General features: G+C 68.4%; 28 protein-coding genes and 1 pseudogene. 13 read left to right on the forward strand and 16 right to left on the reverse strand.

Going from position 1 to position 24,894, the window contains the following annotated elements; translation table 11 throughout:
• The first annotated feature begins 5 nt into the window (after window positions 1-5).
• Window positions 6-1,253 carry a fatty acid desaturase gene (locus KXD98_RS07005; protein WP_260762745.1) on the forward strand — a complete coding sequence of 416 codons (1,248 nt, stop codon included), beginning with the start codon at window positions 6-8 and terminating at the stop codon, window positions 1,251-1,253.
• 64 nt (window positions 1,254-1,317) lie between these two features.
• Here KXD98_RS07005 and KXD98_RS07010 read toward each other — a convergent pair whose 3' ends face one another.
• From KXD98_RS07010 to aroA, 3 genes are all read right to left on the reverse strand, one after another.
• Window positions 1,318-2,166 (reverse strand): aldo/keto reductase, encoded by an 849-nt coding sequence (locus KXD98_RS07010; RefSeq protein ID WP_260762746.1) that lies wholly within the window; start codon window positions 2,164-2,166, stop codon window positions 1,318-1,320.
• An 86-nt stretch (window positions 2,167-2,252) separates the two neighbouring features.
• Window positions 2,253-3,233: a ribosome small subunit-dependent GTPase A gene (rsgA, locus tag KXD98_RS07015; protein ID WP_260762748.1), complete on the reverse strand. Its 981-nt coding sequence runs from the start codon at window positions 3,231-3,233 to the stop codon at window positions 2,253-2,255.
• Window positions 3,234-3,236: 3 nt separating this feature from the next.
• Window positions 3,237-4,538: a 3-phosphoshikimate 1-carboxyvinyltransferase gene (gene aroA, locus KXD98_RS07020; protein ID WP_260762751.1), complete on the reverse strand. Its 1,302-nt coding sequence runs from the start codon at window positions 4,536-4,538 to the stop codon at window positions 3,237-3,239.
• Window positions 4,539-4,582: 44 nt separating this feature from the next.
• Here aroA and KXD98_RS07025 point away from each other — a divergent pair, with 44 nt between their 5' ends.
• Window positions 4,583-5,335, forward strand: coding sequence for an SOS response-associated peptidase (locus tag KXD98_RS07025; RefSeq protein ID WP_260762753.1), 753 nt, complete (start codon window positions 4,583-4,585; stop codon window positions 5,333-5,335).
• Window positions 5,332-6,840: a class I SAM-dependent methyltransferase gene (locus tag KXD98_RS07030; RefSeq protein WP_260762755.1), complete on the forward strand. Its 1,509-nt coding sequence runs from the start codon at window positions 5,332-5,334 to the stop codon at window positions 6,838-6,840. Before KXD98_RS07025 ends, KXD98_RS07030 begins: the two co-directional genes overlap by 4 nt.
• 4 nt (window positions 6,841-6,844) lie before the next feature.
• Here the strand turns inward: KXD98_RS07030 and KXD98_RS07035 are convergent, their stop codons facing one another.
• The 3 genes from KXD98_RS07035 to KXD98_RS07045 form a co-directional block, all read right to left on the reverse strand.
• The gene (locus tag KXD98_RS07035; RefSeq protein WP_260762757.1) at window positions 6,845-7,615 is read right to left on the reverse strand and encodes a class I SAM-dependent methyltransferase; all 771 of its coding nucleotides are present in this window, start codon (window positions 7,613-7,615) and stop codon (window positions 6,845-6,847) included.
• An 89-nt stretch (window positions 7,616-7,704) separates the two neighbouring features.
• Window positions 7,705-8,550, reverse strand: a complete 846-nt coding sequence (locus KXD98_RS07040; protein ID WP_260762758.1) for an NAD(P)-dependent oxidoreductase — start codon at window positions 8,548-8,550, stop codon at window positions 7,705-7,707.
• A 9-nt stretch (window positions 8,551-8,559) separates the two neighbouring features.
• Complete coding sequence (locus KXD98_RS07045) at window positions 8,560-9,048, reverse strand: aminoacyl-tRNA deacylase (RefSeq protein ID WP_260762759.1); 489 nt, start codon at window positions 9,046-9,048, stop codon at window positions 8,560-8,562.
• A 240-nt stretch (window positions 9,049-9,288) separates the two neighbouring features.
• Between KXD98_RS07045 and KXD98_RS07050 the strand changes: the two genes are divergently transcribed.
• Together KXD98_RS07050 and rsrA are read left to right on the forward strand one after the other, a co-directional pair.
• Window positions 9,289-9,969: a sigma-70 family RNA polymerase sigma factor gene (locus tag KXD98_RS07050; RefSeq protein WP_396883127.1), complete on the forward strand. Its 681-nt coding sequence runs from the start codon at window positions 9,289-9,291 to the stop codon at window positions 9,967-9,969.
• On the forward strand, window positions 9,966-10,289 hold the full coding sequence (rsrA, locus tag KXD98_RS07055) for a mycothiol system anti-sigma-R factor (RefSeq protein WP_260762760.1): 324 nt from the start codon (window positions 9,966-9,968) through the stop codon (window positions 10,287-10,289). Before KXD98_RS07050 ends, rsrA begins: the two co-directional genes overlap by 4 nt.
• Before the next feature lie 44 nt (window positions 10,290-10,333).
• Here the strand turns inward: rsrA and KXD98_RS28500 are convergent, their stop codons facing one another.
• Window positions 10,334-10,429, reverse strand: coding sequence for a 50S ribosomal protein bL37 (locus KXD98_RS28500; RefSeq protein ID WP_006245863.1), 96 nt, complete (start codon window positions 10,427-10,429; stop codon window positions 10,334-10,336).
• A 177-nt stretch (window positions 10,430-10,606) separates the two neighbouring features.
• Between KXD98_RS28500 and KXD98_RS07060 the strand changes: the two genes are divergently transcribed.
• Together KXD98_RS07060 and KXD98_RS07065 are read left to right on the forward strand one after the other, a co-directional pair.
• A complete protein-coding gene (locus tag KXD98_RS07060; RefSeq protein ID WP_260762762.1) occupies window positions 10,607-10,822 on the forward strand; it encodes a biotin/lipoyl-binding carrier protein in 216 nt (71 codons plus the stop codon).
• 44 nt (window positions 10,823-10,866) lie between these two features.
• Window positions 10,867-12,357 carry a sensor histidine kinase gene (locus KXD98_RS07065; RefSeq protein WP_260762764.1) on the forward strand — a complete coding sequence of 497 codons (1,491 nt, stop codon included), beginning with the start codon at window positions 10,867-10,869 and terminating at the stop codon, window positions 12,355-12,357.
• Between the two features lie 144 nt (window positions 12,358-12,501).
• Here the strand turns inward: KXD98_RS07065 and whiB1 are convergent, their stop codons facing one another.
• Together whiB1 and KXD98_RS07075 are read right to left on the reverse strand one after the other, a co-directional pair.
• Window positions 12,502-12,756 (reverse strand): transcriptional regulator WhiB1, encoded by a 255-nt coding sequence (gene whiB1, locus KXD98_RS07070; protein ID WP_260762767.1) that lies wholly within the window; start codon window positions 12,754-12,756, stop codon window positions 12,502-12,504.
• 258 nt (window positions 12,757-13,014) lie between these two features.
• Entirely contained in the window at window positions 13,015-13,980 is a 966-nt protein-coding gene (locus KXD98_RS07075) for a diacylglycerol kinase family protein (protein WP_260762769.1), read from the reverse strand.
• A gap of 48 nt (window positions 13,981-14,028) precedes the next feature.
• Here KXD98_RS07075 and aroQ point away from each other — a divergent pair, with 48 nt between their 5' ends.
• Both aroQ and KXD98_RS07085 read left to right on the forward strand, forming a co-directional pair.
• Window positions 14,029-14,472: a type II 3-dehydroquinate dehydratase gene (gene aroQ / locus KXD98_RS07080; RefSeq protein ID WP_260762771.1), complete on the forward strand. Its 444-nt coding sequence runs from the start codon at window positions 14,029-14,031 to the stop codon at window positions 14,470-14,472.
• Complete coding sequence (locus KXD98_RS07085) at window positions 14,472-14,894, forward strand: hypothetical protein (protein ID WP_260762773.1); 423 nt, start codon at window positions 14,472-14,474, stop codon at window positions 14,892-14,894. The genes aroQ and KXD98_RS07085 overlap by 1 nt, the downstream gene beginning before the upstream one ends.
• Here KXD98_RS07085 and KXD98_RS07090 read toward each other — a convergent pair.
• The 3 genes and pseudogenes from KXD98_RS07090 to KXD98_RS07100 all read right to left on the reverse strand — a co-directional run bounded on the left by KXD98_RS07090 (window position 14,831) and on the right by KXD98_RS07100 (window position 17,021).
• Complete coding sequence (locus KXD98_RS07090; RefSeq protein ID WP_260762775.1) at window positions 14,831-15,328, reverse strand: GNAT family N-acetyltransferase; 498 nt, start codon at window positions 15,326-15,328, stop codon at window positions 14,831-14,833. The two genes, KXD98_RS07085 and KXD98_RS07090, sit on opposite strands and share 64 nt — an antisense overlap.
• Window positions 15,321-16,422 (reverse strand): annotated as a pseudogene (locus KXD98_RS07095) (isochorismate synthase MenF). The gene KXD98_RS07090 and the pseudogene KXD98_RS07095 overlap by 8 nt, the downstream one beginning before the upstream one ends.
• Window positions 16,419-17,021, reverse strand: a complete 603-nt coding sequence (locus KXD98_RS07100; protein ID WP_260762776.1) for an acid phosphatase — start codon at window positions 17,019-17,021, stop codon at window positions 16,419-16,421. The pseudogene KXD98_RS07095 and the gene KXD98_RS07100 overlap by 4 nt, the downstream one beginning before the upstream one ends.
• 91 nt (window positions 17,022-17,112) lie before the next feature.
• On the opposite strand from KXD98_RS07100, the gene KXD98_RS07105 reads away from it, so the two are divergent.
• Window positions 17,113-17,907, forward strand: a complete 795-nt coding sequence (locus KXD98_RS07105; protein WP_396882627.1) for a ParA family protein — start codon at window positions 17,113-17,115, stop codon at window positions 17,905-17,907.
• Between the two features lie 9 nt (window positions 17,908-17,916).
• On the opposite strand, the gene KXD98_RS07110 is transcribed toward KXD98_RS07105, so the two are convergent.
• On the reverse strand, window positions 17,917-19,128 hold the full coding sequence (locus tag KXD98_RS07110) for a hypothetical protein (protein WP_260762777.1): 1,212 nt from the start codon (window positions 19,126-19,128) through the stop codon (window positions 17,917-17,919).
• A gap of 16 nt (window positions 19,129-19,144) precedes the next feature.
• Window positions 19,145-20,659 (reverse strand): DEAD/DEAH box helicase, encoded by a 1,515-nt coding sequence (locus KXD98_RS07115; RefSeq protein WP_260762779.1) that lies wholly within the window; start codon window positions 20,657-20,659, stop codon window positions 19,145-19,147.
• A gap of 278 nt (window positions 20,660-20,937) precedes the next feature.
• Between KXD98_RS07115 and KXD98_RS07120 the strand changes: the two genes are divergently transcribed.
• On the forward strand, window positions 20,938-21,654 hold the full coding sequence (locus KXD98_RS07120) for a ferritin-like domain-containing protein (RefSeq protein WP_260762782.1): 717 nt from the start codon (window positions 20,938-20,940) through the stop codon (window positions 21,652-21,654).
• 3 nt (window positions 21,655-21,657) lie between these two features.
• Here KXD98_RS07120 and KXD98_RS07125 read toward each other — a convergent pair whose 3' ends face one another.
• Entirely contained in the window at window positions 21,658-22,467 is an 810-nt protein-coding gene (locus tag KXD98_RS07125; RefSeq protein ID WP_260762783.1) for a hypothetical protein, read from the reverse strand.
• Between the two features lie 235 nt (window positions 22,468-22,702).
• On the opposite strand from KXD98_RS07125, the gene KXD98_RS07130 reads away from it, so the two are divergent.
• Window positions 22,703-22,954, forward strand: a complete 252-nt coding sequence (locus tag KXD98_RS07130) for a DUF3107 domain-containing protein (RefSeq protein WP_260762785.1) — start codon at window positions 22,703-22,705, stop codon at window positions 22,952-22,954.
• Window positions 22,955-22,976: 22 nt separating this feature from the next.
• Here the strand turns inward: KXD98_RS07130 and KXD98_RS07135 are convergent, their stop codons facing one another.
• Window positions 22,977-23,657: a TetR/AcrR family transcriptional regulator gene (locus KXD98_RS07135; protein ID WP_260762786.1), complete on the reverse strand. Its 681-nt coding sequence runs from the start codon at window positions 23,655-23,657 to the stop codon at window positions 22,977-22,979.
• A 188-nt stretch (window positions 23,658-23,845) separates the two neighbouring features.
• On the opposite strand from KXD98_RS07135, the gene KXD98_RS07140 reads away from it, so the two are divergent.
• The gene (locus KXD98_RS07140; protein ID WP_260765042.1) at window positions 23,846-24,889 is read left to right on the forward strand and encodes a DUF3152 domain-containing protein; all 1,044 of its coding nucleotides are present in this window, start codon (window positions 23,846-23,848) and stop codon (window positions 24,887-24,889) included.
• The last annotated feature ends 5 nt before the right edge of the window (window positions 24,890-24,894 follow it).

Genomic DNA, 24,894 nt, shown 5'->3' on the forward strand with positions numbered 1-24,894 from the left:
TGGATATGGCGATCACCGACGTACCCGAGTTCGCGCATCTCACCGATGCCGACATCGAGAGCCTTGCGCACGAACTCGACACGATCAGGCGAGACATCGAAGACTCTCGCGGCGAACGCGACGCGCGCTACATCCGCCGCACCATCGCTGCGCAGCGCGCGCTGGAGGTCACCGGCCGGCTCCTGCTGGCCGGAAGTTCCAAGCGGGCCTTCTGGTGGGCAGGCGCCACCACGCTGGGCGTGGCCAAGATCATCGAGAACATGGAGATCGGGCATAACGTCATGCACGGTCAGTGGGATTGGATGAACGATCCCGAGATCCACTCCTCGACGTGGGAATGGGACATGAGCGGGGCGTCGAAGCATTGGCGCTTCACGCACAACTTCATGCACCACAAGTACACCAACATCCTCGGGATGGACGACGACGTGGGTTACGGCGTCATCCGGGTCACCCGTGACCAACGCTGGCGGCCGTTCAACCTGAGCAACCTGTTCTTCAACACCCTGCTGGCGGTGGCCTTCGAATGGGGAGTGGGCCTGCAGCATCTGGAGCTCGGCAAGATCTTCAAGGGCCGCGACGACCGCAAGGCGACGATGGGGCGGGTGCGCGAGTTCGGCGTGAAGGCCGGCAACCAAGTGGTCAAGGACTACGTCGCCTACCCGGCCCTCACCTCGTTGTCCCCGCACGCCTCCTTCAAGTCCACCCTCAAAGCCAACGCGGTGGCCAACGTCATCCGCAACGTGTGGGCCAACGCGGTCATCTTCTGCGGGCACTTCCCGGACGGTGCGGAGAAGTTCACCAAGACCGACATGGCCGGGGAGACCCGCGGCGAGTGGTACCTGCGCCAGATGCTGGGCAGTGCGAACTTCGAGAACGGCCCGGTGCTGCGCTTCATGAGCGGCAACCTGTGCCACCAGATCGAACACCATCTGTTTCCGGACCTGCCCAGCAACCGGTACTACGAGATCTCGGTGCGGGTGCGCGAGATCTGTGACAAGTACGACCTGCCCTACACCACCGGCAACTTCGCTGTGCAGTACGGCAAGTCGTGGCGCACCATCGCCAAACTGTCGCTGCCCGACCGGTTCTTGCACGACACCGCCGACAACGCGCCCGAAACCCGCAGTGAAGCGATGTTCGCCGATCTGCCCGCCTCCGAACGCCGCGGCCTGAAGTCGGCGATCGCGGCGGTGCGTGAGCGGCGCCGCGCCAAGCGAGCCGAGAAGGCCGAGCTCAGATCGGCGGCCTGACACCGCGAGGCTGCGTTGAGGACGGGATCCGCTCTTCCGCCCTCGACGCAGCCTCGCGTCAGGCTCAGTCCGGCACGTAGTCGAAGGTGTCCGGGTCGGGGCCGATGCGGCCCGAGCCGCCCTTGTCCAGCGCCGAGACCGCGGCGAAATCGTCGTCACCGAGCTCGAAGTCGAACAGCGCGAAGTTGTCCCGGATGCGTTGCTCGGTCACCGATTTGGGGAAGACGATGTCACCGCGCTGGATGTGCCAGCGCAGCACCACCTGAGCCGGGGTCTTGCCGATCGACTCGGCGATACCGGTGATGGCCGGATCATCGAGCACCTTGCCCTGCGCAATCGGCGACCACGCCTCGGTGGCGATGCCGTGCTCCCGTCCGTAACCGCGCACCTCGTCATTGGCGAAGTACGGATGCACCTCGATCTGATTGACCGCCGGCACGGTGCCGGTTTCGTCGGCCAGCCGCTGCAGATGGGGGATCTGGAAATTAGAGACGCCGATGCTGCGTGCGCGCCCGTCGTTCTTGAACTCCTCCAACGTCTTCCACGTCGAGACGAAGTCGCCGTCATACAGCGTCGGCAGTGGCCAGTGGATCAGGAACAGGTCCACGTAATCGAAACCGAGCTCGGTCAACGTGGCGTCGAATGCACGGCGGGCGTCGTCGGGTCGGTGGTAGCCGTTGTTGAGCTTGCTGGTGACGTACACCTGCGAACGGTCGATGCCGGAGTCGCGCACGGCCTGGCCGACACCTTTCTCATTCTGGTACATCTGAGCGGTGTCGATGTGGCGGTAGCCGATGTCGAGCGCAGTCCGGACCGCCGAGGCGGTCTCGTCGGGCGCAACCTGGTAGACCCCGAACCCCAGCTGCGGGATGCGGGTGCCGTCGTTCAGTGCGATTGCAGGTACTTCAGTCATAGGGATTCACTCTGCCTTCCTCTGCCCTCTTCCGCCTGTGCGTGCCCCACCGGTGCGGCATGCAAACACATCGCCACAGAGCTCGCTCACGTCTCGCGCAGCGCGGTCAGCAGGCGCCGGGTGGCACCCACTCGTGCCGCGGCGGGGCCGGTCAGTTCGTCCAGCGCGCACTCGGGATCGGCCGGTGGCCCCATGTGCCCGCAACCGCGCGGACACTCGTCGATGGCCTCGGCGAGGTCGGAGAACGCCAGCACCACATCGTCGGGTGCGATGTGGGCCAGCCCGAACGACCGGATACCCGGGGTGTCGATCACCCAGCCGCCCGACTGCAGCGGCAGCGCCACCGACTGCGTCGAGGTGTGCCGGCCCCGGCCGATGTCGGTGACCGCGCCGATCGCCCGATCTGCTTCGGGCACAAGGCGATTGACCAACGTAGACTTGCCGACCCCGGAATGCCCCAGTAGGGCGGTGACCTTGTCGGTCAGCAGCGACTCGACTGCGACCAGCGGATCGTCGCGACCTGCGGTGGTGATCACCAGGTCCAGGTCGGCGAACTGCTCGGCGAACGGTCCGGCCGGCGCCAGGTCGGTCTTGGTCAGGCACAGGATCGGCGCCAGCCCACCGGCGTAGGCGGCAATCAGCGCACGCTCCACCAACCCGGCCCGCGGGGGAGGGTCGGCCAACGCCACCACGATCAGCAACTGGTCGGCGTTGGCCACCACCACCCGCTCGGTGGGGTCGGTGTCATCGGCGGTGCGGCGCAACACCGTTCGACGAGGACCGCGGCGCACGATACGAGCCAGGGTGTCGGTACGACCGGACAGGTCACCCACGATGTCGACATCGTCTCCGACCACGATCGGAGTGCGGCCCAGTTCCCGGGCCCGCATCGCAGTGACGTGACGTGCCGGGTCTCGGCCGAGAACGCACCCCCACCGCCCGCGGTCGACGGTGACGACCATCCCCTGCTGGGCGTCGGCGTGCTCGGGGCGGGTCTTGGTCCGCGGCCGGGTACCGCGTCCCGGGCGCACCCGGACATCGGATTCGTCGTACTCACGCCGACCCAAGGGTCAACCTCGCGGCTGGTCGGTCTGACCGGCCAGCATGTCGGCCCACAGTGCGGTGAACCGTGGCAGCGTCTTGGCGGTGGTGCCGATGTCCTCGACCTCGATGCCGGGGACCCGCAGCCCGATGATCGCGCCGGCGGTGGCCATCCGGTGGTCGGCATAGGACTGCCACACCCCGCCGTGCAGCGGCTGGGCGGTGATGGTCAGCCCGTCCTCAGTCTCCTGGCACTGACCACCGATCCGGTTGATCTCCGTGCTGAGCGCGGCCAGCCGATCGGTCTCGTGTCCGCGCAGGTGCGCAATGCCGCGCAGCCGCGACACCGACCCGGAGGCCGCCAGAGCCGCCAGCGCTGCGACCGACGGGGCGAGCTCACCGACGGCGCGCAAATCGACGTCGATGCCGCCGTAGCCGGTAGCGCCCTGCACCTCGAGATACGCGCTGCCGGTGCGCACCTCGGCGCCGAAGCTGGTGAGGATGCCCACGATGGCATCGGCGGGCTGGGTGCTGGTCGTCGGCCAGCCGGTGAGTCGCACCGAGCCACCGCTGACCACCGCCGCGCCCAGAAACGGCACCGCGTTGGACAGATCGGGCTCGATCATCCAGTCGCGTGCGGCGATCGGTCCCGGCGCGACGCGCCAGCGGTCGGGCGCGGAGTCGTCGACGTCTACCCCGGCATCGCGCAGCATCGCCACCGTCATCGCCACGTGCGGCGCCGACGGCACGGCCCCGCCGGTGTGCACGATCGTCAGCCCGTCGTCGAACGCGGCCGCCGACAACAACAACCCCGAGACGAACTGTGACGAGCCCGAGGCGTCGATGTCGACGGTGCCCCCGCGCACCCCGCCGGTTCCGCGCACCGTGAACGGCAGACCGTCGCCGTCGACATCCACGCCCAGTGCGCGCAGCCCGTCCAGCAGCGGCTTGATCGGCCGGGCCCGGGCCTGCTCGTCGCCGTCGAAGGTGACCGACTCGCGGCCCAGAGCGGCGATCGGGGGGACGAAACGCAGCACGGTGCCCGCCAGCCCGCAGTCGACGCGCGTCCCCGGCGCTGCGGCCAGCTCACCGCCGACCGTCAGCGCGGTGTCATCGGCCGGATCGGCCCCCACGTCGACGCCCAGGGCCCGCAGGGCCCCGATCATCAGGTCGGTGTCGCGGCTGCGCAGCGCACCGGACAGGGTGGAACGACCCTGCCGAGTCCCGAGGGCCGCCAGCACCAGGGCCCGATTGGTCTGGGACTTCGAGCCGGGCACCGTCACGGTCGCATGGATGGGCGTGGACGTCGACGGGGCCGGCCAGGTGGTCACCGGTTCATTCTGGCTTGTCGGGAGTTTCTGCCACCATGGGGACCATGTGCGGGCGATTCGCGGTGACGACCGATCCGGCGCTGCTTGCCGAGAAGATCAAGGCCATCGACGAAACCACGGGGTCGGGAAAGAACTCTGCGGCCCCGAACTACAACGTCGCACCCACCACCACGGTGGCTACCGTCGTCAAACGGCACACCGACCCCGACGACGAGTCGACACGGCGGGTGCGGCTGATGCGCTGGGGTCTGATCCCGCCGTGGACCAAGTCCACCGAGGATGGCAGCCCGGACAACAAGGGACCGTTGCTGATCAACGCCCGCTCCGACAAGGTGACGACGTCGCCGGCGTTCCGCGGTTCGGCCAAGAACAAGCGTTGTCTGGTGCCGATGGCCGGCTGGTACGAGTGGATGGGCCAAAAAGGCTCCAAGACACCGTTCTTCATGTACGCCGGCGATGGCGAACCGCTGTTCATGGCCGGTCTGTGGACGACGTGGCGGCCCAAGGAGGCATCGTCGGACGTCAAGCCGCTGCTCAGCTGCACCATCATCACCACCGACGCCGCCGGCCCGCTGGCCGAGATCCACGACCGGATGCCGCTGACCATCAGCACCGACGATTTCGACCACTGGCTGGACCCTGACGCGCCGATCGACGAAGGTCTGCTGCGTGGCCACGGTGACCTCGACCGCATCGAGATTCGGGAGGTGTCCCGACTGGTCAACAGCGTGCGCAACAACGGACCCGAGCTGATCGAGCCGGCCCAGCCCGAGGCCGAGCAAGGCACCCTGCTTTGACCCGGCCGCTGGCCGACCCGGAAGTGGTCGATGCGCTGGCGTTCGATCTGCGCTGGGCCGGCTACACCACCGACGGCGTCACCGACCTGCTCGGCGCCGACGCCGGCGCGGCGTTCAGCCGAGGACTGTGGTGGTCGGCGCTGCGGGCCACCGAACGCGCTACGCCGGAGCTGGAGCCGCTGGCGATCCTGGTGCGACTGTTTCTGCTCGGCACCGAGGAAAGCCGCGAGCGCGTTGCGCTGGCGCTGCCCAGTGCCGGGCTGGACGCACTGCTCGCGCACGGCGTCGTCGAACCCGCCGGTGCCGGCGCGTTGCGGGCCGCGCTGGACCTGCGCCCGCACAGCGACGGCGCCCGCGACTACCTGGTGGCCTCCGACCAGGACGCCGCGCTTCGGCCCGGACCGGTGCGCCGCGACCACGTGCTGGGCATCGGCGGTGCATCGGTCTCACTGGCACATGCGGTGGTGCGCACCCCGGTCGGACGCGCGTTGGACCTCGGCACCGGATGCGGCATCCAGGCGCTGCATCTGGACGCGCACTGCGCCGAGATCGTGGCCACCGACACCAACGACCGGGCCCTGGCGCTGGCGGCGGTCACCGCACGCCTCAACGGGATGTCGTGGGATCTGCGGTGCGGCAGTCTGTTCGAGCCCGTCGAGGGGCAACGCTTCGATCTGATCGTGTCCAACCCGCCCTTCGTCGTCGGGGTCGGGGCACTGGACTACATCTACCGGGACTCGGGCATGGTCGCAGACACACTGTGCGAGAACCTGATCCGGCAAGTGGGCGACCATCTGGAGCCGGGTGGCACGGCGCAGATCATGGCGAACTGGATTGTGCGCGACGGGCAGGACTGGCGCGATCGGGTGCGCGGATGGCTGGCCGGCACCGGCCTGCACGCGTGGGTGGTGCAACGCGAGTTCGCCGACCCGATCAGCTATGTCTCGCTGTGGACCTCCGATGCCGGCGAACTACCACAGGATGCGGCGCGCCGCGGTGGGCAATGGCTGGACTGGTTCGCCGAGCAGGACATCGCCGGTGTCGGGATGGGCATGATCACCGCTCGCGCTCCCCGGGTCGGCGAGACGCGTCCGGCGGATGTGGTGCTCGAAGAGATCACCGGCGCCGGGGAGGCGCTGACCGGGCCGGAGGTGGACGCGTTCTTCGCCCGCCGCGAATACCTGCACGACACCGGTGACGACCAGTTGCTGGCCGCCCGGCTGACCACCGCGCCGGTGTTCCTGGAGGAGCAGTCGCTGCCCGGGCCCGACGGCTGGCAGGTCGTCGGCGCCGCCGTGCGTCGCCCGGGCGGTCCGGGCGCGGTCCTCGGCGTCGACGAGGTGTCGCGCGCGCTGCTGGCCGGCTGTCGTGGCGAGGTGCCGCTGGGCACGCTGATCGAGCTGCTGGCCGCCCATCACGGTGTGACGGCCGACGCGCTTTCGGGTGCCGCGCTGCCGGTGGTCCGCGAGGCGATCGGGCGGGGAATTCTCTACCAGGCGCAGTGAGGGTTCATTCGCGCAGTTTCGCGGTGACCACCACATAGGGTGCGGTGAAAACCACCGCCCCGGTGGGCTCGACGTGCGGCTGCAGCGCTTTCTCGAACTCCCCGGCCAGCGTGTCCTGCACGGCGGATTCGACCCGGCGGAAGGTCTCCACGTGCACCGGTGACTCCGCGCGCAGGAAATGCAGCGCCGCGTCCATCGACGCGAACTCCCACCGGTGTCTACCACTCTGGAGGTCGATCTCGTCGAAATGCGGAGCCAAGCGAGCGGTCAGCATGTCGGCGTCGCCCCACTGATCGGGGGAGAAGCCCGACGATGCCGGTGGCCCCAGCACGGTGACCACCGGATCGAACAGCGGGTTGCTGCTGTCCCGGACCCAGGCCGAAAACGCAAGGACACCAGTGGGTTTGAGGACCCGGGCCAGCTCGGTGACCTGGGCGGCGGGGTCGACGAAGATGATGCCCATGTTCGAGACCGCGGCATCGAAACCCGCAGCCGGCAGACCGGTGTCGGAGGCGTCGCCGACGCGCCAGGTGACGGATTCGGCGCCGCTGCGCTGTTCAGCGATGGCGAGCAGTTCGGGGGTGTAGTCCACCCCGGTGACCCGAGCGCCCCGCGCGGCTGCGGCCAGCGCGGCGCTGCCCGTTCCGCAGGCGAGGTCGACCACCGCGGCGTCACGCAGGGAATGCAGGCGTTCGGCCGCGTGGACGACCTCTTCGCCGATCGGGGCGATCCGGTCCCCGACCGCGTCGTAGCGTCCAGACGACCAGATTGTCATGCGCTGAGGTTAGGCCAACTGCCCGCGAAAGTGCGGTCTCCGTAGTCAGACAGGGGGCGGCGACTACCGTGAGAGCACTTTCGTGGGAATCACGGGCCGGTGTAGCCGGGCGGGTTGGCGCCCTCGACCCAGAAGTCCACACCGAGCTCGGCGCCGGGCACACAGTCGTACACCGACAGGTCGGTGACGCCGGACTCCAGCAGCACGTCCTCGCACAGCAACGTGTTGCCGGTGAACGTCGAGGGTTTGGTCAGCACGGCGTACGCCGCATCGGAGTACACCTCGGGTTTGCGCGATCGGGCCATCGACTCGTCGCCGCCGAGCAGGTTCTGCACCGCCGCGGTGGCCACCATGGTGCGCGGCCACAGCGTGTTCGACGCGATACCCGCATCGCGCATCTCTTCGGCGATACCCAACGCGCACAACGTCATCCCGAACTTCGCCATCATGTACGGGGTGGGGCGCAGCCACTTGGATTCCAGCAGGATCGGCGGCGAGAGCGTCAAGATGTGCGCATTGTCGCGGCCCTTCATATGTGGGATGCAGGCCTGCGACACCGCGTAGGTGCCGCGCACCTGGATGCCGTTCATCAGATCGAACCGCTTGAGCGGCACGTCCTCGATCGAACCCAGGTTGATCGCCGAGGCGTTGTTGACGCAGATGTCGATACCGCCGAACTGTTCGACGGCCCTGGCCACGGCCTCGGTGACCGAGTCTCCGTCTCGGATGTCGCCGACGATCGGCAAGGCCTGCCCGCCGACCTCCTCGATCTCCTTGGCCGCGGTGTAGACGGTGCCGGGCAGCTTGGGATGCGGTTCGGCGGTCTTGGCGACCAGCGCGACATTCGCCCCGTCAGCGGCGACACGCTTGGCGATCGCCAACCCGATACCGCGGCTGGCTCCGGAGATGAACATGGTTTTTCCCGCTAGCGACATGGGGCCAGCCTAGATCGCCCGGATGTCGGCGACGGCTGCGTTGGTCAACCGCACCAGATCATGCGGATCCAGCCCTACCTCCAGCCCGCGCTTGCCGGCGCTGCACCACACCCGGTCCCACTGCAGCGCCGAGGCGTCCAGCACCGTGGGCAGGGCTCTGCGCTGGCCCAGCGGAGAGATACCGCCCACCACGTACCCGGTCGCGCGCTGAGCGGACGTCGGGTCGGCCATCGTCGCTCGTGGGGCACCCAGGGCCGCCGCAGCCGCTTTGAGGGACAACTTCGCCGACACCGGCAGCACCGCCACCCCCAGGCCGGTGGGCAGCGACACGACGAGTGTCTTGAAGATCTGGTCGGCGGCCACACCGTCGCGGGCCAGTTCGTCGACGGCTTCGGCGCCGAACGACGCGCTGCGCGAATCGTGGCGATACTGCAGCACGCTGTGCGGCGCCCCGGCGGCCACCAGGGCGGCGATTGCCGGAGTCGCCGAGCGAGCCACCGGCACAGACTAAGCCCGTACGCGGGAACAACGGCCCCGGCGGGTGGTGTTGTCCCCGGTGGCGCGCACCGACGATGCGTGTGGGCCGAGCAGATTATCTGGGGCTTGTCACGGGCAGCCTCTAGGATCGGCGGAAGGGGATAGCTGGTGCCAACGTTGGCCTTGAAGGACCCCGAGGTCCCGGTCGTACTACCGGGCCTCTTCGGTGGCGCCACGACAGAAGGGACGGTGTTCCCCACGATGACCGACACCGACGGGTTGGCCACAGAGGCCACCCTCGACGGGAAAGACCTCGACGGACACACCAGACCGGCGCGCGAGGAGACCGACGCCGAGCTGACTGCCCGGTTCGAACGCGATGCGATCCCGCTGCTCGACCAGCTCTACGGCGGCGCCATGCGGATGACACGTAACCCCGCCGACGCCGAGGACCTGCTGCAGGAAACGATGGTGAAGGCCTACGCCGGGTTCCGCTCGTTCCGCGAGGGCACCAACCTCAAAGCCTGGCTGTACCGGATCCTGACCAACACCTACATCAACAGCTACCGCAAGAAGCAGCGTCAGCCCGCGGAGTATCCGACCGAGGAGATCACCGACTGGCAGCTGGCGGCCAACGCCGAACACACGTCGACCGGACTGCGTTCCGCCGAGGTCGAGGCGCTGGAGCTGCTGCCGGACAGCGAGATCAAGGAAGCTCTGCAGGCGCTGCCCGAGGACTTCCGGATGGCGGTGTACTACGCCGACGTCGAAGGCTTCCCGTACAAGGAGATCGCCGAAATCATGGACACACCGATTGGGACGGTGATGTCGCGGCTGCACCGCGGCAGACGCCAACTGCGTGAGTTGTTGAGCGAGGTAGCCCGTGACCGCGGGTTCCTGCGCGGTGAGCAGGTCGACGCAGCCGAAGGGGTCACGTCATGAGCGAGAAAGAATTCTCCGCAGAGCAGGCTGAGGCCGAGGAGCGATGGCGGCCGCCAGTGGGGCCGGTCGACCCCGAGCACCCCGAGTGCGCGGCGGTGATCGCCGAAGTGTGGACGCTGCTCGACGGCGAGTGCACCGCGGAGACCCGCGACAAACTGCGCCAGCACCTCGAGGAATGCCCGACGTGCCTACGCCACTACGGCGTCGAGGAACGCGTCAAGCGACTCATTGCCGCCAAATGCAGTGGCGAACGTGCCCCGGACAGCTTGCGGCAGCGGCTGCGCATCGAAATCAGTCGCACCACGATCATCCGCGGCTGACCAGCCCCGCTGCGACCCCAGGACGGGAGCCGCAGCGCTGGCGCCTAGCGACCTACCGACTTCGAGCCGGCGTTGGGCCGCTTGCCGTGATTGGCCTTCGAGTGCTTGCGGTCGCGCTTCTTACGGCCACGCTTGGCCATGATGAACCTCCAACAGGTCGGTGGGTGTGAGCCCGCGAGCGGCGGGTCGGTTGCGTCCCATTGTCGCACGGCCTGCCGACAACACTTCTCCGCCCGCCAGCGGCCTTGCAGGACCGGCGACAGCCGTTGTGGTTCGATAGACGCGACAGGCACCAGCCGTAAGGGAGTGGGGTGAAGATGGCCGAGGACGTTCGCGCGGAAATCGTGGCCAGTGTGCTCGAGGTCGTGGTTAACGAGGGCGATCAGATCGGTGAAGGCGACACCCTGGTGCTGCTCGAGTCGATGAAGATGGAGATCCCGGTGCTCGCCGAGGTCGCCGGGACCGTCAGCAAGGTCAGTGTGGCCGTCGGTGACGTGATCCAGGCCGGCGACCTGATCGCCGTCATCAGCTAGCCAGCTGCCCCGGCCACCCATCCCACCCAGCAGCCAGTTTCGTCATGTCGACCCTCGGTGACCTGCTCGCCGAACACACCGTGCTGCCCGGCAACGCCGTCGACCACTTGCATGCGGTGGTCGGAGAGTGGCAACTGCTGGCCGATCTGTCGTTCGCCGACTACCTGATGTGGGTGCGTCGCGACGACGAGATGCTGGTGTGCGTGGCACAGGTGCGGCCCAACACCGCCCACACCGTGCTGCTCACCGACGCGGTGGGCAGCACCGCCGAGCCCGAAGACCTCCCGATCGTGACCGACGCGTTCCGATCCGGGGCCATCGGACGCGTCACCGTCGACGGCCACGACGGCGCCCCGGGTCTCAACGTCGAGGCCGTCCCGGTGCGCCACGAGAACACCGTCGTCGCGGTCCTGACCCACCAGACCTCACTGGCGCCGCGCCAGGCCAGCCCACTGGAAGCGGCCTACGTCGACTGTGCCGGGGACCTGCTGCACATGCTCTCGGAGGGCACCTTCCCCAACGTCGGCGACCTGGCGATGTCGCGCTCCAGCCCGCGCGTCGGGGACGGCTTCATCCGCCTCGACGAATCCGGCGTGGTGGTCTTTGCCAGCCCCAACGCGCTCTCGGCCTACCACCGGATGGGTTTGACCGCAGAACTGGAAGGCCACAACCTGGTCGCGATCACCCGCCCGCTGATCTCGGACCCGTTCGAGGCCCAGGAGCTGGCCAACCATGTCCGGGAATCGCTGACCGGCGGGTCGAGCATGCGGATGGAAGTCGACGCCAACGGTGCGGCCGTGCTGGTGCGCACGTTGCCGCTGGTGGTGCACGGTGCCCCGGTGGGCGCCGCGGTGCTGATCCGCGACGTCACCGAGGTCAAACGCCGGGATCGAGCGCTGCTGTCCAAGGACGCGACGATCCGCGAGATCCATCACCGCGTCAAGAACAACCTGCAGACGGTGGCCGCGCTGCTCAGATTGCAGGCCCGACGCACCACCAACCCGGAAGGCCGGGAGGCACTGATCGAGTCGGTACGCCGGGTGTCCTCGATCGCGCTGGTCCACGATGCGCTGTCGATGTCAGTCGACGAGGAAGTCAACCTCGACGCGGTGGTGGACCGCATCCTGCCGATCATGAACGACGTCGCCATCGTCGATGCACCGATCCGCATCAACCGCGTCGGCGAGCTCGGCGTGCTCGACGCCGACCGCGCGACCGCGCTGATCATGGTGATCACCGAACTGGTGCAGAACGCGATGGAGCACGCCTTCGACGCCACCACCAGCCAGGGCTGTGTCACGATCCGCGCCGAACGTTCCGCCCGCTGGCTCGACGTCGTGGTCCACGACGACGGCCGCGGTCTGCCCGACGGATTCAGTCTGGAGAAGTCCGACCGCCTCGGCTTGCAGATCGTCCGGACCCTGGTGTCAGCCGAACTCGACGGCTCGCTCGGTGTGCACGAGGGCGCCTCCGGCGGCACCGACGCGGTGCTGAGGGTGCCGATCGGGCGACGTCCTCGGGTCAGCCAATACTGAGAAATGGCCGTTTGTCCGACCGATTGGTCAGGTGGTGACCATTGGCTGCAAATGGTGCAAATGCCACCGAATTGTCGCGACATAGTTACGGCCCCGACTTGCGTCGGGGCCGTAAACAGCGCGAGTCAAGCGCGAGGACGCGATCTAGACCCCGGTACGGGCCTTCGTCCGAGCATTGCGGCGCTTGAGCGCGCGACGCTCGTCCTCGCTCATCCCGCCCCACACACCGGCATCCTGGCCGGACTCCAAAGCCCAGCTCAAGCACTCGGCGGTGACGGGACAACGGGTGCATACCAGCTTTGCGTCAGCGATCTGGGCGAGCGCCGGTCCGCTGTTCCCGACCGGGAAGAACAGCTCCGGGTCCTCGTCGCGACAGACGGCCTTGTGGCGCCAATCCATGAGTGTGACTTCCTTTCATATGCGCAGCAGGGCGCACGAGATTTACTTCGGCTGTTAACGCGAGCGCACAGAATGTTTCTGCGCTGTTGCATCCGATGCTTTCACAGGCTCAACGGATGTCAATAGAAGTTCGTTAACACGTGGGCTATCTCACTACGGTGGTCCGTTACCGGACCCATAACCCCGTTGTACTACGATAAACCCACCTGCGCCCAAAAACCTCGCTGTGAGATAGCTTGCATTTGGCGTTTGCGCAGATCAGAGCCTGTTTTTTGGTTCGCTTGGCGGCGGTGCGATGACAGCGAGCGCGTCCGGCACCGCGACGAAGTGCATGGTTTCGCGCTCACCGAGGTAATCCCCGTCGATCTGGCAGGACACCGGCGTGGTGCTCGTCACCGTCACCCACGCCACATCGTCGTCGCGCACCAGATGCTTGGCTGTGATCTTGGGTTTGCGCGAGAGCATCTGACGCACCAGCCCCAAGTTGGCCCAGACATTCATGCTGGTGGTGGCGAAAACACCGAGCCCGGTCTCGAACGTGGTGTCCGGGTTGGTCCACACCGGTCGGGCGTTGGCGTAGGTCCACGGGCTGGAGTTCGACACGAACGCAAAGTGCACGCCGGCCACCGGCTCGCGGCCGGGCAGGCGCAGCGTCAGCGTCGGCTCCTTGCGCACACTGGCCAGCACCTCGCGGATCGCGACACGGATGTAGCGCGCCGCGGTGACTTTGCGGCCGCGGGCGCGTTGTGCCTCCACCGCGGCCACCACGTCACCGTCGACACCCATCCCGGCGGTGAACACCCCCCAGCGCTCGCCGCAGTCCATCAGTCCGATGCGCCGCCAGGTGCGGGTGCGCCGGTAGTCGCTGAGCAGGTCCACGAGTTGGTTGGTGGCCTCGATCGGATCGGGACTGATGCCCAGCGCGCGGGCGAACACGTTGGCCGAGCCGCCCGGCACCACGCCGACCGCCGGGCCCGCGCCGGTGGGGCCACATTCACCGAGGATGCCGTTGACGACCTCGTTGACCGTGCCGTCGCCGCCATGCACGATCAGCACGTCGACTCCGGTGCGGGTGGCCTCGCGGGCCAGTTCGACGGCGTGACCGCGGTGATCGGTGTGCGCGACGGTCAGCGACACCCGGCTCTCCAACGCATGGGCCAGCAGGTCACGGCCGGCCGGCGTCGTCGATGTCGCATTCGGGTTGACGATCAGCACGGCACGCACGGGGCTTGAGCCTAACCGGCCCGCCGGAAGCGCCGGTACCGTACAACGGTGACCGAACGTCGACTGCTTCTCGTCAACGGGCCGAACTTGAACCTCCTGGGTACCCGTCAGCCCGAGGTGTACGGAACGACAACGCTCCCCGAGATCGAGGCGCGGGTGCGCGAGGTGGCCGCCGAGCTGGGCTTCGACGTGCGGGCGGTGCAGAGCAACCACGAGGGCGCGCTGGTCGACGCGATCCAGGCCGCGCGCACCGACTGTGTGGGCATCGTGATCAACCCCGCCGCCTACAGTCACACCTCGATCGCCCTCGCCGACGCGTTGCGCTCGGTGGCGCTGCCGGTGGCCGAAGTACACCTGAGCAACATCGCGGCCCGCGAGCAGTTCCGCCACCACTCCTACATCTCGGCAGTGGCCGAGGTGGTCATCGCCGGCGCCGGACCGCTGGGTTACGAGTTCGCCGTGCAGTTCTTCGCCGACCGGCTGGGACGCTGATGCCTCCCGCGGTGCGTATCGCCGGTTCCATCGCCGCCCTGCAGGGCCTGCTGGCCCTGGTGGTGGCCGGCGTGCTGATCGTGCGGGAGGCGGCCGGACACCACGAGGAGGCGATCAGCGGGTACGGCACCGCGGGATGGTTCGTGATCGTGGGTTCGGCGGTGCTCGCGGCCGGTTGGGCGTTGTGGACCGGACGCCGATGGGGACGCGGCATCGCCGTGTTCGCCAACCTGTGCCTGCTCGGGGTGGCCTGGTATGTGTTCAGCTCGGGCCGGCTGTCCTACGCCATCCTGGTGGCGGCGGTGGCGGTCACCGTGCTGGGGCTGCTGTTCAGCCGCTCAGCGGTGCATTGGCTGACTCAGCCCGGACCGGAGGACGACTCGGCGGCCAGTTCGGCCAGCCGCGGCCCGGACACCCGGTAGGTGGTCCACTCGTCCTGCGCAGCCCCGCCGACGCTGTCGTAGAGCGCGATGGCATCGACGTTCCAGTTCAACACCGCCCAGCTCAGGCGGGTGTAGCCGCGCTGCACACATTCCTGGGCCAGGGTCGCGAGCAGCCGCCGGGCCAGCCCGCGCCTGCGGAACGCCGGGCGCACGAACAGGTCCTCCAGGTAGATGCCGGCCACCCCGTCCCACGTCGAGAAGTTGCGGAACCACAAGGCGCCCGCCGCGATCTGACCGTCCACCTCGACCACATGACCGAACACCGCCGGCTCGGGGCCGAAAAGTGCTTCGCGCAACTGGTTTTCGGTCACGGTGCACTCGTGCGCGGCGCGCTCGAACTCGGCGAGCTCGTGAATGACGGCGGTGAGCTCGGCTTCGTCGCCGGGCCGCGCAACGCGAATGGTCTCACTCACTGCTGACTCCCAACGCCGACAGAATCGTCGTGAATTTCGTGGTGGTTTCGGTGACTTCCTCGTCCGGGTCGGATTCGGCCACGATACCCGCCGCCGGAATGCGCGAGGGCGCTGCGCCGGTCGGCGGAAAGTTGCGCACCCCGGATCGTCACCACCCAGCGGCCGTCACCGCGCTGGTCACACCATCCCACCGCGCCGGCGTAGAACCCGCGGTTGCCCTCCATCTCGGCGATCATCGCCACCGCGCGTTCGGTAGGCGTCCCGCCCACAGCCGGGGTGGGGTGCAGCGCCAGCGCCAAATCCAATGCAGTGGTTGATCTTTGGCGCAACGTGGCCGAAATCGGTGTCGACAGGTGCCACACCGCGGCGGTTCTGCTGAGTTCGGGCTGCGGCGCGACAACAAGGTCGGTGCACAACGGCTCCAGCGCCGACCGCAGCGCGTCGACCACCACCTGGTGCTCGTGCCGGTTCTTCGCCGAATCAGCCAGCGCCGCACCGTTTTCCTGGTCGACATCCGAATCGGGGGAGCGGGGTGCCGAACCGGCGAACGGGCGGCACCACACCCGCTGGCCGCGGCGGGCCACCAATAACTCCGGGCTGGCCCCCACCATGGCCGTGCCGGAGTAACCCTCGCCGGCGCCCGACAGGTCGACCAGATACTTGGTCGCCTCGGCGTCGGCGCCGTGGAGGCGGTGCAACACCGTGCGGGCGTCGATCGGTGCGTCGGCGCTCAACTGCAGGGCCCGGGCCAGCACCACCTTCTGCAGACCTCGGGCCGGGTCGGACAGCCGTTCGACCGCTACTGCCACCCGCCGGCGGTGCTCCTCGGCATCAGGTGACATGCCGACCACCCGCACCGTGGGCAACTCCCGCAGCGGCCAATCCGGCAGCGCATCGGCGAACTGCACGCTCTGCGGGCGGATCAGCGCGGCTGGTGCCGAGAGGTCAAAGGGCAACGCGCCCATGACGATCGGGGTGCTGTGTGAGGCCAGTGCGGCCCGTGCGTCGGCGATGCGCGCAAAGGTGGTGTGGACCCCTTCGCCGACCACCACGCCGTCCGGGCCGGCGAAGACGAACGACGGTTCGCGGGTCACGTCGAGTCCGGATGGCCGGTCAGCCCCTGCGCGGTGAGCTGACGAACGCCGTGCTCGAACGCGCACACCGCGATCGAGGCTGCCGGCATCGCGAAACGGATGCCCTCGTAGACAGGCTGCTCGATCCACCGGGTGATCACCGCCCGGGAGAAGTGCCCGTGCCCGACGAACACCACGTCGCGCGTGGCCATGTGCCCCAGCGCCATCACGATGGCCTGGTCGGCACGCTCACATACCTGCGCCGAGGTCTCCCCGCCGGGGCATCCGTGCGTCCACACCAGCCAATTCGGAACCGTCTGGCGGATCTCGACGGTGGTGGTGCCCTCGTAGTCCCCGTAGTCCCACTCGCTGATCAGCGGATTGACCTCGTCGACGGCCAGGCCGGCCAGTTCGGCGGTGCGCCGGGCGCGGTGGCGGGGGCTGCTGACGACGAACGGGTCGCGTAGTTGCAGCGCCGCCAGCGTCGCGGCCGCGGCCGCGGCCTGCCGGGCGCCCCGCTCGGTCAGGTCCAATTCGGTGTGACTGGTGTGCTGGCCGGTCATCGACCACTCCGTCTCGCCGTGGCGAAGCAGAATCAGCCGGTGCTGCAGGAGGCCCACACCCGTCGATTGTGCCGCACCGGCAACCGGCCCTGCGCGGCGCGGTCCGCAGCGGGCACCGGTTTTGACTGCGCATGACACACTGGTCGGTGTGACGCGAGTACTTGCGGTCGCCAATCAAAAGGGTGGGGTCGCCAAAACGACGACGGTGGCGTCGCTCGGTGCGGCGATGGCGCAGCTGGGCAAGCGGGTCTTGCTCGTGGACCTGGATCCGCAGGGCTCGTTGACGTTCTCGCTGGGCCAGGATCCCGACAAGCTGCCGGTTTCGGTGCACGAGGTACTGCTCGGCGAGGTCGAACCCGGTGTCGCGCTGGTCGACACCCCGGAGGGCATGACACTGCTGCCGGCCAACATCGATCTGGCCGGCGCCGAAGCCATGCTGCTGATGCGCGCCGGCCGCGAGCACGCCCTCAAACGCGCGCTGGCCAAGATCAGCGACGGCTACGACGTGGTGATCATCGACTGCCCGCCGTCGCTGGGGGTGCTCACACTCAACGGCCTGACCGCTGCCGATGAGGCCATCGTGCCGCTGCAGTGCGAGACGCTGGCCCACCGCGGCGTGGGACAGTTCCTGCGCACCGTCTCCGACGTCCAAGCGATCACCAACCCGGACCTCAAGCTGCTGGGCGCGTTACCCACGCTCTACGACGCGCGGACCACGCACAGCCGCGACGTCGTGCTCGACGTCGCCGACCGCTACGACCTGCCGGTGCTCTCGCCACCGATCCCGCGCACCATCCGGTTCGCCGAGGCCAGCGCGTCGGGTTCGTCGGTGCTGACCGGGCGCAAGAACAAGGGTGCGATCGCCTACCGCGAGCTGGCCGCCGCGCTGCTCAAGTACTGGAAGAGCGGCAAACCGCTGGCCACCTTCTCCCCGGAGATCTGAGCAGCCACCTCAGCCCAGCGCGACGATCTCGCCGCCGCGCTGTTCGAGCAGCATCGACCCGGCCACCGCGGGCACCACGGGCCCGTCCACCGGGGCTCGCTGCATCGGGATGTGGCGGTCACCCGCGCCGGTCACCGGGTCGAACACGTCGTAGCCGCCGGTGACCGGCACCATCAACCGGCCGGCCATGATGGTCGCCGGCCCGATCGGGGCGTTGTCGCCGGCCGCAGCGACGGTGTACTTGTACTGAAGATCGTTGGCGGAGAAGACCATCAGAGTGTCACCGGTCCACCAGGTGATCAGGTCACCGACCCGGGAGACGGTGGCCTCGGGCACCGCCGGCGAGGTCACCACCGTGCTGGCGATCGTGATACCGGCGTCGTCGACGATGTCGACCCGGGGCGCCGGGGTGGCCACGTACACCGCCGTCGTCGTCCCGGCAACCGCCACCACGCGGGCCCCGCTGCCCTCGGGGACCCCGTTCTGCTGGACGTACTGGACCTCCGGGACGTCTTCCTCGTCGGAGGGGCGCAGCAACGTCAAGCGCAGATCGGCCTGATTCCCGCAGGCTTCCAGCACCGAGACCGCCGACGAACTCGCGGCCGCCGAGACCAGCCGGCACAGCGGGGTGGCCGGTACGTCGGGCTTGATCGGCGCATCGAGTGCGCCGTAGCTGAGCATGCGCACCATGTCCGAGCGCCATACCTCCAGCCGGGTCGGGCCTGCCGAGAGCACCGTCGTGCCTTCGGCCGACAGGCGGACCTCCCGGTCGGCGTAGCTGCTGCGGGCCGGTCCGCGCATCCCGGTCTCGGCGTCGACGGTGCTCACCTGCCCGCACCCGCGGCTGTCCGGATACACCGCCACCGCGTAGTCGTACACCCAGCTCACTCCGCACAGGTCGCGGTCACGGGCGTAGGACCACAGCGGGTCCCCGGTGCCCGGATCGCGTCCCTGCACAGTCTGTCGGTCACCGGTGACCACCGCCCCGGCCACCACCAGCGGCTGGCTGGTCTTCGGGCTGGGCGCGCTCCAGCGCTCGGTCAGAACGTCGGGAACTGTCGCCGCGGGCTCCAGAGGAGCCACCGGAGCGGCGGCGGGGGTGCTGATGGTCGCGCGTGCGTCGCTGTGCCACCAGACCAGGGCCGCGACCAGCGTGACGACCGCAACGATCGTCGCTGCCGCCACCAGGTCCGCCCGGGTGCGGCGTTCGGGTCTGACCATCGCGCGCCGGAACGTCCTAGCTGCTCTGGGCGGGCGTGGCGGTCTTGTTGGGGCGGCGGCGCCGACGACGGCGACCCGACCCCGAGCGCGCCTCGGCTGCCTGGCCGTTCTCGCTGATGTTGTCGCTGCCGCTGTCGGAATCGGCCGGCGTGGCGGCATCCGGACCGTCGGGATGCCCGTCGACCTGCTTGCCGCCCCGGGTGCGCCGGCGGGTGCGGTCGCGGGTGGGCCGTTCGCTGCGCTCGCGGGGAGCACGGGGCTCGCGCGCAGGCTTGTCGGCCGTGCGCTTCGGCTTGCCGATCGAACCGCCGGCGTCGGTCGGGATCTTCAACTCGTCGTAGAGGTGCGGCGAACTGGAGTACGTCTCGGCGGGGTCGGGCGTGTCCAGGCCCAGCGCCTTGTCGATCATCGACCAACGGGGCAACTCGTCCCAGTCCACCAGCGTGACCGCGATGCCGGTCTTGCCGGCGCGGCCGGTGCGCCCGATGCGGTGCACGTAGGACTGCTCGTCCTCGGGGATCTGGAAATTGATGACGTGGGTGATGTCGTCGATGTCGATACCGCGGGCGGCCACATCGGTGGCGACCAGCACGTCGACCTCACCGGTACGGAACGCCTTGAGCGCCTTCTCGCGTGCGCCCTGGCCCAGATCGCCGTGCACCGCGCCGACCTTGAAGCCACGCTCACCGAGCTCGTCGGCGACCTTCTGGGCGGTGCGCTTGGTGCGGGTGAAGATCATCGTCGCGCCGCGGCCCTCGGCCTGCAGGATGCGCGCGACCATCTCGACCTTGTCGAGCGCGTGCGCGCGATAGGCGAACTGCTCGGTGCTGTCGTGGGTGGCCGACGAGTGCGGCGCCTCGGCGCGGATGTGGGTGGGCTGGTTCATGAACGTGCGGGCCAGCGTGATGATCGGGTCCGGCATGGTCGCCGAGAACAGCATCGCCTGACGCTGCGCCGGAATCTGCTTGAGGATCCGCTCGATGTCGGGCAGGAAGCCCAGGTCGAGCATCTCGTCGGCCTCGTCGAGGACCAGCGTGGAGAGCCCACCGAGCTGCAGGTGGCCCTGCTGGGCCAGGTCGAGCAACCGGCCCGGGGTGCCCACGACAACGTCGACGCCCTTCTGTAGGGCCTCGATCTGCGGCTCGTAGGGCCGTCCACCGTAGATGGCGGTCACGGTCAGCTTGCGGGTCTCGTCGGCGGTCAGGTATTTCGACGCCGCGACCAGGTCGCCGTGCACCTGGATGCACAGTTCGCGGGTCGGGACGACGATCAGCGCCCGCGGAATGCCGGATAGCGGACGGTCGGAGTCGGTGCTGATGCGATGCAGCAGCGGGACGCCGAATGCGTAGGTCTTGCCCATGCCGGTACGGGCCTGCCCAATGAGGTCGTCGCCGGCCAGCGCCAGGGGCAGGGTCAGCTCCTGGATCGCGAAGGCGTGTTCGATGCCGTACTCGGCGAGCGCGCGGACGATTTCCTCTCGGACGCCGAGTTCGGCGAAGGACGGAGTGGTATGCGGAGTAACGGGAGTCATGCTGAGTAGACGAAGCCTTTCACTGTTCGATCCTCATGCGTTGTCACGCGCGCACGAGTTGTGAAAGAGAACTTCGCCGGGCCCTGCGCTGAGGGGGCGGGCCACCGGAAACTCACATGTGCACGCACATTGCCAAGGTGTCTGCGACACGAACTTGTCGACGTGACCTGGTCTGTGATCTGCCGACGTGTGCCGACACCGTTGTCCATGGTAACGGGTCGTGCCGCCAAAGCCCGCACGCGGCGGCTGCTGCAGGCCCGGGAGTCTAGAGTTGCACCATGACTTCGACGCCGAGTTCGCCGCCGTCAGCGCCGGCCCCCGGGGAATCGGAAGTCTCCGCACCAGCCTCGCCGATCACCTCCGAGCATCCAGGGATCAACGAGCTGTTCGCGCTGCTGGCCTACGGCGAGGTGGCCGCGTTCTACCGGTTGACCGACGAGGCTCGGATGGCCCCCAACCTGCGCGGACGCATCAACATGGCCAGCATGGCGGCGGCCGAGATGAACCACTACGAGCTGCTGCGCGACGCGCTGGAACGCCGTGGAGTCGACGTCGTCCCGGCCATGACGCGCTACGCGTCGGCGCTGGAGAGCTACCACCGGCTCACGACGCCGAGTACGTGGCTGGAAGCGTTGGTCAAGACCTATATCGGCGACGCGATGGCGGCCGATTTCTACCTGGAGATCGCCGGATCGATGCCTGCCGAGGCCGCCGACGTGGTGCGGTCGGTGCTCTCGGAGACCGGGCACTCGCAGTTCGTCGTCGCCGAGGTCCGATCTGCCGTCACGGCCAGCGATCGGCAGCGCCACCGGCTGGCGCTGTGGTCGCGCCGTTTGTTGGGCGAGGCGATCACCCAGGCCCAGTTTGTGTTGGCCGACCACGACGAGCTGGTCGATCTGGTGATGTCCGGTGGCGGGCTGTCGCAGATGACGGACTTCTTCGACCGGCTGCAGCAGACCCACAACAGCCGGATCGAGGAGCTGGGCCTGGCCTGAGCGCTACCGGGTGCAGTTGGTGATCATCGAGTTGGAGTTCTGAGCGGCGATCAGCGAGCCGTTGGCGTCGGTGATGCTGCAGTTCAGCTTGCCCCGGACGCTGGTGGCCGTCACCGAGCTGAGGGTCACGCCGGGATCGAGCACCACGGTTTTCGACCACGGCAATGCGACATTGAGTTCGGTCTGCAACGCGCCCTGCTGGTCGGTGTAGATGATCGTCACCAGGTCGAGCAGCGCCCGGTCTCCAGTGACGCGGTAGGTGACCGTGCCGGGCGCGGCGGCCGGGGGCGGGGGAGCGGCCTGGGGTGGCGGCAGCACCGCGGTGGGCGCCGGCGGCGCAGCGGCCTCGGGGGTCGGGGTGACGGTGGTGACGGTCTCGGCGGGCAGCTGCTGTGACGGCGGAGCCGCGATACCGGGTGCGGGGCTGGGGGCACGCGAGGGGGTCGGTGCGGCCGCGCTCGGTGACTCGGAAACCACCGTCGCCGACACCGACCCGCTGTCACTACCGCTGAGCATCATGCTGACGACGATCACGGCGACAAACAGGATCGCCCCGGCTATCCCGCCGATCCACATCCAGCGCCGGTCCACCCGCGCCTCGTCGAGGTACTCGTCGTAGTCCTCGGCGGTGTCGTCCGGGTCGTAGGGCTCATAGGAGCTGTCGAACGGCGGAAGTGCGTCGGTGTCCAGGTCGGTGTAGCCATCAACGTCATAGCCGTCCCCGTCTGCGTAGCCGGTTCCGCCACCCGCACTGCGGAGGCGCTCGGTCGGTGTCAACGAGTACGGCGAATATGCGGTGTATGGCCTGTTCATCCTGCTGTCCCAGTCGTTGCTTCCGGTTGCAGGCCTGATGCTATCGAGACAGAAGTGACAGATGAGGCTGGCGCGCGTCGGTCGCGGTCACGGTCGGGACTCAGTTCGGTCGCCCCCGCATCGCGGCCGGCCCGGCGTTCGCCGACAGCTGAGGTGGCGGCGCGGCGGCACCCGGTCGACGTCCACTAGCCTGCTGGGATAGAAGTGCCGACAACGAACGGAAGGTGGGTTTTCAGTGGAGGTCAAGATCGGTGTCACCGACAGCCCACGCGAACTGGTGCTCAACAGCGCGCAGACACCGGCCGAGGTGGAGAAGTTGGTCACCGATGCTCTGGACGCCGGCACCGGTGTGCTGGCCCTGACCGACGAGAAGGGCCGCCGCTTCCTGGTGCCCAACGCGAAGATCGCCTACGTCGAAATCGGACCGGCCGAAGCGCGCCGAGTCGGGTTCGGCGTCGGACTCGACGCCGCCAAAGCGGCCGACTGAGCCCGGTGCACCGAACCCGGTCTCAGGACCGGGTCAGCGGCACGTGTGACAACCCGCCCCAGATGAACGCGACGGTGCCTTCGACGGCGTCGTCCTTGTCGATGGGGCGGTCGTTGTTGAGCCAGTAGCGCGCCGAGTCGACGCTGATGCTGACCAGACCGACCGCGATCATCCGCGCGCGGTGCGGTTCCAGGCCGGAGTCGTGGCTGATCAGGTCGAACACCGCGTCGGTGCACGACTCGGTGGCCACCTTGACCTGCGCGGCCACCTGCGGCTCGGTCACGTAATCGTTCTCGAAGATCAGCCGGTAGCCCTGACCGTCGTGTTCGATGAAGTCGAAGAACGCCTCCACCGCGGCACGTACCCGCTGGCGATTGTCGGTGGTGGTGCGCAGCGCCTGGCGCACTCCGGAGACCAGATTGTCGACGTGGCGTGCCAATACCGCCAGATAGAGCTCGACCTTCGACGAGAAGTGTTGGTAGAGCACTGGTTTGCTGACACCTGCGCGCTCGGCGATCTCGTCCATGCCGGCGGCATGGTAGCCACGGTCGACGAAAACCTCGCTGGCAGCTACCAGAAGCTGCCCTCGGCGCTCGTCACGGGGCAGGCGGTTACCGCGCCGCGCCACGCCGGCACCGGTCAGGCCGCTGCCGTTGGCGGGCTGACCGCTCCGCCGCTGCGCCGTCTTGGCGAGTTCGCTCATCAGAACCTCGACTGTCCCCGCCGGCGCGACCGGCGTCATCAATTACTCGCACTGACACTACTACTGTTCGCCGATCTCTCCTGTGAGGACATGTTTTCCGCCGTCGTGGCCGACCGGGCCGGTGGCGCGCCGCAACCGGTGCGGCCGGTGCACTGTGTCATCCTGGTCCGGTGACCTATGACTCCCGCATGCGTGGAGGACAGCAGGGTCCCGAGGGCCGCGAAGACGGTCGCGTACCGGTGTTGCGCGACGAGTGGCGCGAGCCGCTGCGCGCATTGCGCGACCCGCTGACCGAGCAACCCGGCCGGCCGCGCTCCAACCGTGACGAGCACAAACGGTGGCGCAAGCAGAGCTGGCTCGGTCGCTTCATCTCGACCTACGGTTGGCGCGCCTACGCGCTTCCTTTGTTGGTGGCGCTGACCGCGGTGGTCATCTACCAGACCATCACCGGGGCCAGCGCACCACCGCTGGTCGCCGACGGGGACGGCCCGGTGCAGGGGCCGCCGACCATCGGGGCGGCCGGCACCGAAATCGTCGGCGCGCCGCCGCGCGGACTGACCGAATTCGACGCGACCCTGCCGACCGGGATCCTGCCGGACGGCGGTCCGTTCACCCTGGCCGGTGAACGCACCTGGCGGGTCGTTCCGGGAACCGCTCCGCAGGTCGGCGACGGCACGACGAAGGTCTTCACCTACACCGTCGAGGTGGAGGACGGTGTGGACACCACCACCTTCGGCGGCGACGACGGCTTCGCGCGGATGGTCAGCGAGACGCTGGCCAATCCGAAGAGCTGGACGCACAACCCGCAATTCGCGTTCACCCGGGTCGACGCCGGATCGGGTATCCCACCGGACTTCCGGGTTTCGTTGACCTCCCCGATGACCATCCGGGACGGGTGCGGCTACGACATCCAGCTGGAAGCCTCCTGCTACAACCCGGCCTTCCAAGGTCAGCCTCGTGTCTTCATCAACGAGGCGCGCTGGGTCCGCGGCGCGGTGCCGTTCCAGGGCGACATCGGCTCGTACCGCCAGTACGTGATCAACCACGAGGTGGGCCACGCCATCGGCTATCAGCGTCACGAACAGTGCGCCAACGAGGGCGATCTGGCGCCGATCATGATGCAGCAGACCTTCTCGACCAACAACGACGACGCGGCCCGTTTCGATCCGGGCACCGTCGTCCCCGACGGCAAGACCTGCCGGTTCAACCCCTGGCCGTATCCGATCGCCTGACTTTT

Source organism: Mycobacterium sp. SMC-4 (assembly GCF_025263265.1).
Lineage (GTDB): Bacteria > Actinomycetota > Actinomycetes > Mycobacteriales > Mycobacteriaceae > Mycobacterium.